This window comes from Allostella sp., from assembly GCF_041913585.1.
In the GTDB taxonomy this organism is placed as follows: Bacteria; Pseudomonadota; Alphaproteobacteria; order ATCC43930; family Allostellaceae; genus Allostella.
On sequence record NZ_JAYSFE010000121.1, the window covers coordinates 7,192 to 13,839 of the forward strand.

At 74.2% G+C, this 6,648-nt stretch carries 5 protein-coding genes; 1 reads left to right on the forward strand and 4 read right to left on the reverse strand.

Annotated elements, in window-relative coordinates; genetic code table 11:
- Nucleotides 1-1,030: hypothetical protein (locus tag ACE3Q3_RS19155; RefSeq protein ID WP_374448808.1), on the reverse strand; the 1,030-nt coding region annotated here is incomplete at its 3' end.
- A gap of 205 nt (nt 1,031-1,235) precedes the next feature.
- Between ACE3Q3_RS19155 and ACE3Q3_RS19160 the strand changes: the two genes are divergently transcribed.
- Entirely contained in the window at nt 1,236-2,519 is a 1,284-nt protein-coding gene (locus ACE3Q3_RS19160; RefSeq protein WP_374448810.1) for a hypothetical protein, read from the forward strand.
- Between the two features lie 28 nt (nt 2,520-2,547).
- Here the strand turns inward: ACE3Q3_RS19160 and ACE3Q3_RS19165 are convergent, their stop codons facing one another.
- From ACE3Q3_RS19165 to ACE3Q3_RS19175, 3 genes are read right to left on the reverse strand one after another with little or no spacing between them, the layout of a single operon-like run.
- Nucleotides 2,548-3,453: a patatin-like phospholipase family protein gene (locus ACE3Q3_RS19165; protein ID WP_374448812.1), complete on the reverse strand. Its 906-nt coding sequence runs from the start codon at nt 3,451-3,453 to the stop codon at nt 2,548-2,550.
- Nucleotides 3,454-3,466: 13 nt separating this feature from the next.
- Nucleotides 3,467-4,765, reverse strand: a complete 1,299-nt coding sequence (locus ACE3Q3_RS19170) for an NAD(P)/FAD-dependent oxidoreductase (protein WP_374448814.1) — start codon at nt 4,763-4,765, stop codon at nt 3,467-3,469.
- 26 nt (nt 4,766-4,791) lie between these two features.
- Nucleotides 4,792-6,411: a GMC family oxidoreductase gene (locus tag ACE3Q3_RS19175; RefSeq protein WP_374448816.1), complete on the reverse strand. Its 1,620-nt coding sequence runs from the start codon at nt 6,409-6,411 to the stop codon at nt 4,792-4,794.
- Nucleotides 6,412-6,648 lie beyond the last annotated feature (237 nt).

Below are 6,648 nucleotides of genomic sequence, written 5' to 3' on the forward strand. Positions count from 1 at the left end.
CCCCCCCCCCCCGCCCACCCAGCTCCCTAGGGCCTGCCATCACCTCCCGGTCGTGACTGGTGTACAGTCGTGTGCTCGCCGGCTCTCGGGACCCGACCGGGTCCGCAGCCGCCCGCCACTCCTCGATGGTGCGGGTCTCGGCGTCGGACCAGCCGCGCGCCAGGGCTTCGCGCTCGCGGATGCCGGACTTGTCGGGATTGGCGGCCAGTCCCTGCCGTGCCAGCGCGGCCGCGAGTGCCGCCTCGATGCGGGCGGCAGCGGCAGCGCCGTCGGCGAAGGCGATCAGCCCGTCGATCAGCCGGAAGGACGGCAGGGCGGCGGCGGCGCAGACGGCGTCCAGCGGATGCAGCGCGATCGTGATCAACTGTCCCGCGCCGATGCTTCCGGCGACGCCGATCGCTCCGATCGCGGCGGTCATCGACCGGTCGAGGCGCGCCGCGACCTCCTGCCATGCCGCCGGCAGTCCCATCCGGGCGAGGTCCGCCAGCAGCAGCCTGCGGTCGAGGCTGCGGCTGGCCCGCGCGACGTCGAGCTCGACGACGTGCGACCAGCGCGGATCGTCGAGGACCGTCGCCACCGCTCGGCGGTAGCGTCCGGCGCTCCAGTCGTCGGGTGCCACCAGTTCGCGGTGTCCCGGCCGTGGCGGTTCGGCGGAAAACACCCGGCTGCGGTCGAGGTACGGCTCCGCCGTCGCCGCGGCGGCGGCGCAGAACAGGAGCGACAGCGTGTGCTCGACCGGCGCCTGGGCCAGTCCGGTGCGTTCGGAGAAGCCGGAGGGTCGCTGCGGCTCATGGCGGAGGTAGGGGTACTGCGACCCCGGCACGAGCTCGCGGCCACGCAGGATCTCGGCCCGGACATGGTCGAATGCCTGCTGCACCACGAGCTTGCAGTGCGGGGCGAAGACCTGGTCCCGCGCGCTTTCGGCCATGACGGCATGGTGGACCCGGGCCCAGGCGTCGCCGTCGAGGCCGGCGGGCGGCGGCCATGCCGCACCGGCCCTCGCCGCCGTGGCGACCGGGGCCCGATCCAATGGTCGCGTCGACATCCGGGGGACCATAGCGCCGGCGGCCGGCGGCGCGGTAGCGGCAAGGCGGCGCGGTAGCGGCAGGCGGGGCGCCGGTTCCGATTGATCGCGCGGTGTGCGGTCGATATGCATCCGGCTGCGGTGCAACGCGGGAGGCCCGGATGGGAGACGGACAGCGGCGCGGGTGGGACACGACCGGTCGGATCGCGCCATGACGCGAGCCCTGCCGGCGGCCCTCGCCCGCATCCTCCCGGCCGACACGGCCCAGTCGGCGACGGTGGAGACCACGGTCGAAGAGGCGGCGCTGGCGGCCGGCCTCGGCGCCGCCGCGGCCGCCCGCCTCGGCCAGGCCGTCGAGGAGGTCTATGTCTTCGTTGCCCTGCGTGCCCCGGGCAGTTCGTTCGGCATCGAGGTGCGGGATCGTCACTGGCGCGTCGAGGCGCGACTGCGCTGCCGCCTCCCGACCGAGGCGCTGCACTGGTTCAACGTCACCCAGCCGATCGACGTCGCCGACGCGGCGGCGCTCGACGCGCTGGGGCTGCTGCTCGCCTCGCGGCTCGTCGACCGTCTCGCCGTCGCCCTCGACGCCGACGGCAGCGTGGTGCTGACGCTGGAGCAGGTCCGGTCCTATCCGATGCCGGCGGAGTCGGCGGTGGCCCCGGCTCCGGTGCCGGGCGGCCGCCTGGCGCCCGGCCCGGCGGACGGTCCGGCGATGGCCGGGCTGGCCGCCCTGTTCCGCCGGCGGTTCGGGATCGCCGTGCCGCGGCCCTTCGTCGCCGACGGGCTCGCCTGCGACATGGCGGCCGCCGGCGACCTGTCGGCGCTGGTGCAGCGCGACGGCAGTGGCGCCATCCGGGGCGGGATCGCATGGCACCTCCGTTCCGACCGCCTCGCCGAACTGTTCGGCCCGGTCACGGCGGACGACGATCCCGAGGCGGCGGCGGCCCTGGTCGAGGGCGTGCTGACGGCGCTGGACGGGACCGGCGTCACCATGGTCTTCGCCGAGGAGCGGGGGCCGGGCTTCCCGGTCGCGGAGTTCGACTGCCTGGGCCGGCTCGGCGCGCGGCCGCTGCATTTCCGGGTGGTGGCCGAGGATGGCGGCGCCCTCTCCTGGGTGGACTCGGTGTCGCGGCCCTTCCTCTCGGTCTTCTACGAGGCGCTGGCGCTCGACCGCGGCATGCGCGACGCGCCGCCGGCGGCGGATTCCCGGCCGGCGCAGGCCCTGCTCGCGGCGGAGATCGACCGCGTCGCCAGCCGGGTCACGCTGCGCCCGCTCGTCGACGGCGCCGACCTGCCGGACCTCGTCGCCCGCCATGTCGACCGTTTCGCCGACGAGGGGCTCGACGATTTCCGCTTCGAGACCGACCACGGCGTCCCCTGGCAGGGGCGGATCGGGCCGGACCTGATGCAGGCCGGGTTCTTCCCGCGCGTGGTGCTGCCGCGCGGCGGAGTCGGCGATGTCGTCGTCTGGGAGCGCGACTGGCTGCCGGACTGACCGGCCTCGGGCTCCGGGCGGGGGCCGGTCAAACCAGGCGGCGGATCGCCGGCAGCGCCTCGGCGACGCAGGCGCGGCCTTCGGCGATCGCCTCTGCCGCGCGGTTGAACTCCATCAGTCCGAGGTCGCGCAGGCGCGGGGCGAGCATGACGTGCGGCGGCTCGCCCGCGAGCCTGGCCCGCGTGATCCGGTCCTGCATGATGTTGACGGCGTTGGCGAGCACGTCGAAATAGCCGGGCGCCGACGGTCCCTGCGGCAGCAGCCGGAGCGCGATGGCGACGGACTGGTCGCGGAGCGGCTTCGGCACGTTGTGCAGCAGCCGGCCGAGCAGGTCGGCAGCCGGTCCCGGCCCCGCGGGCGCGGCCGCGAAGCGGCGGCCGAGGAGGTCGCCGTTCAGGTTCACGGCGATGATGCGGTCGGCGCCGAGCGCCCGGCACAGCGAGACCGGGACGGGATTGGTGAGGCCGCCGTCGATCAGCCAGCGGTCCCCGAGGCGGGCCGGGCTGATGATGCCGGGCAGCGCGATCGAGGCGCGCACCGCATCGAGAACCGGCCCCGACTGCAGCCACTCCTCCCGTCCGCTGGCGAGGTCGGTCGCCACCGCGGCATAGGGCAGGGACAGGTCCTCGATCCGCCCGTCGATCCCGAGCCCCCGCAGGAAGGCGACGATCGATCCGCCCTCGATGAGGCCGCCGCCGGCAAGGCGGACGTCGAGGAGGCCGACGATCTCGCGCCAGCCGGCGCCCCCCGCCCAGCGGCGCAGGGCCTCGAGCCGCCCGGCCGCATGGGCGGCGCCGACGAGCGCCCCCATCGAGGTGCCGCAAATGATGTCGGGCGCGAAGCCGGCCTCGCACAGTGCCTCGATGACGCCGACATGAGCCCAGCCGCGCGCCGAGCCGCTGCCGAGGGCGAGCGCAATGCGGGGGCGCGCCATCGCCGCCCCGCCGTCAGATCGGCCGGCTGTCCATCCAGCGATAGTAGCGGATCGACGGCGCCAGGAACCAGGGGTTGCCGGTGTAGAAGGGGCGGGTCTGGAACGGCAGCCCGTCGAACGCGGTCCGGCCCTCGGCCTGACCGAGGACCTGCTGCCCGATGCGCATGCCGAGATAGTTCGCCATGCCGACGCCCGACCCGCAGTAGCCCATGGCGTACCAGACGCCGTCGTGCCGGCCGCAATGCATCAGTTCGTCGAAGGTGTAGGCGACGAAGCCGCACCAGGTATGGCTGATGCGGTAGGGCGCGAGTTCCGGGAAGAGGCGCACCAGTTCGGCGCGCAGGAGCGGTCCGCTGACCTTGGGGTCGGTCTCGGTCAGCGAGACGCGGCCGCCGAAGAGCACGCGCTTTCCGTCCGGCGAGGCGCGGTAGTAGTAGACGAGCCGGCGCGTGTCGCCGGTGACGCGGCGGGTCGGGAACAGCCGCTCCACCAGGTCCGTCGGCAGTTCCTCGGTCGCGACGATGTAGCTGCCGATGGGGATGACGCGGCGGCGCAGCCACGGCGTCACGCCCTCGGTGTAGCCGTTGGTCGCGACGACGACGTCGCGGGCAGCGACGGTGCCGCGGCTGGTGGTGACGCGGAAGCCCGATCCGTCCGGCTCGATGCCGGTCGCGCGGGTGTGCGGCACGACGACGGCCCCCGCCTCGCGCACCCGCTCCAGCAGGCCCTGGTGCAGGCGGGCAGGGTCGACGCCGGCATGGGCCTCGTAGACGGCGCCGCCGAAATAGGCGTCGGTGCCGAGTTCGCGCCGCTGCTCGGCCCGCGGCACCATGTGGTAGGGCTGCTCCAGCCCCTTCGGCTGGCTGGCGAGCTGCCGCGCCAGCGCCTCGTACTGCGCCGGGTTGTGGGCGCCGTGGAAGCGGCCGTTGACCTCGAAGTCGCAGTCGATGCGCTCGCGCCGGACCAGCTCCTCGACCCACTCGCGCGAACTGAACCCTTCCCGCTTGATGCGGAAGGCGAGGTCGGCGCCGAGCCTGGCGGCGAGCTTCTCGTAGGTCGGCTTGATGCTGGTGGAGATCTGGCCGCCGTTGCGGGTGCTGCAGCCGAAGCCGGCATCCTCGGCATCGATCACCAGCGTCTCGCGCCCGCCGCGCGCCGTCACCAGCGCCGCGTTGAGGCCGGTATAGCCCGAGCCGACGATCAGCACGTCGACCCGCTTCGGCAGGTCGGCTGCCGGCAGGTCCGGGCGGGGGACATGGTCCCACCAGTAGGGCTGCAGCTTCAGGTCGGGCGAGAAGTCGGCTTGGGACATCGCGGGAGGGTCTCCGGGGGAGCGGATCAGGCGTCGGCCAGGACGAGGTCGGCGCCCTTCTCGGCCACCATGATGGTGGGCGCGTTGGTGTTGCCCGAGGTTAGCGCGGGGAAGACCGAGGCGTCGACGATCCGCAGCCCGCCCAGGCGATGCGCCCGGAGCCTATGGTCGACGACGCTCGTGCCGTCGTCCGGCCCCATGCGGCACGTCGAGACCGGGTGGAAGACGCTGGAGGCGCGGGCGCGGATGTCGGCCGCGAGCGCGGCGTCGCCCGTTGCCGCCGGGCCGGGCGCCAACTCCTCGGCGACGATCGCGGCCAGCGCCGGCGCGGCGGCGAGGCGGCGCAGCAGGCGCGAGCCCGCGAGCAGCGTCTCCCGGTCGTACTCCGTCGCGAGCGAGTTGGGGTGGATGGCCGGCGGGGCGAACGGGTCGGCCGAGCGGATGGCGATGTGGCCACGGCTCGTCGGCCGGCAGGGCTGGGCGCTGAGCAGGAAGCCGGGAAACGGGTCGGGTCGCATCAGCGCCCGCTTGCCGGGGACGCCGCGGGTATAGCTAAGCGGCGAGAAGTAGAGCTGCAGGTCGGGCCGGGCGAGGTCGGGCCGGCTCTTCACGAAGCCGCCGCCCTGGTTGACGCTGATGGCGAGCGGGCCGCGCCGGAACAGGAGGTAGGCGAGGCCGACCCGGAGCTTGCCCCACCAGGGCCGCAGCATGTCGTTCAGGGTCGGCCCCCGGGCGCGGTAGAGATGGTCGATGCAGAGATGGTCCTGGAGGTTGGCGCCGACGGCCGGGCGGTCGGCGACGACCGGGATGCCGCGGCGGGCGAGCAGGTCCGCCGGCCCGACGCCCGAAAGCTGGAGAAGCTGCGGCGAGTTCACCGCGCCCGCCGCCAGGATCACCTCGCGGCCGGCGAGCGCCCGCCGGATCGCGCCGCCCTGCAGGTACTCGACACCGACCGCCCGCGTACCCGAGAAGAGGATGCGGGTGGCGTGGGCCGCGGTCTCGATCCGCAGGTTCGGGCGCCGCCGCGCCGGCCAAAGGTAGGCGCGGGCCGCCGACATGCGCAGGCCGTTCCGGGTCGCGATCTGGTAGAGGCCGGCGCCCTCGAAGCGCTCGCCGTTGAAGTCCGGATTGGACGGGATGCCGGCTTCCGCGCAGGCGCGGAGATAGGCGAGGCAGACCGGGTGGCGCTCGCGCGCGATGGTCGAGACGTGCAGGGGCCCGCCGGCGCCGCGCCACTCGTCCGCCCCGCCGGCGAAATCCTCCGATCGCTTGAAGTAGGGCAGCACGTCGTCCCAGCCCCAGCCGGGATTGCCGGCGTCGCGCCAGTCGTCGAAGTCCCCCGGATGGCCGCGGACATGGACCATGGCGTTGATCGAGCTCGACCCGCCCAGCACCTTGCCGCGCGGCCAGTATCCCTGCCGGCCGTCGAGCGCCGGGTCGGGCTCGGTCCGGTACATCCAGTTGACGGCGGGATTGTAGAAGGACTTGCCGTAGCCGATCGGAACCTGGATCCAGAACCGCCGGTCGCTGCCGCCGGCCTCCAGCAGCAGCACGCGGCGCCGTCCGCCCGCCGTCAGCCGGTTCGCCAGCACGCACCCGGCCGAGCCGGCACCGACGATGACGTAGTCGTACTCGTTGTCGGGCAAGGGCGCGGCCTCGGGTGACGCGGGAGCCGCCAGGATCGCAGGACGAGTGGCTGGCCTGCGAGGTCCAATCTCGTCAATCGGCCATACCAATCGATCGGCGGGCGGCCGTCCGGCCGGCCGGCCGCTCGATCTCCTCCAGCACCCGGGCCAGCGTCTCGACCCCGGCGCGGATGGCCGGCGGGGCGACGCCGCCGAAGCCGAGCACGAGGCCGCTCTCGGCCGTCGGCTCGATCGAGA

Bases quoted from the DNA above. Each gene is read 5' to 3' on its own strand.
- ACE3Q3_RS19160 (WP_374448810.1), top strand. From the start codon at position 1,236: ATGACGCGAGCCCTGCCGGCGGCCCTCGCCCGCATCCTCCCGGCCGAC.
- ACE3Q3_RS19165 (WP_374448812.1), bottom strand. From the start codon at position 3,453: ATGGCGCGCCCCCGCATTGCGCTCGCCCTCGGCAGCGGCTCGGCGCGC.
- ACE3Q3_RS19170 (WP_374448814.1), bottom strand. From the start codon at position 4,765: ATGTCCCAAGCCGACTTCTCGCCCGACCTGAAGCTGCAGCCCTACTGG.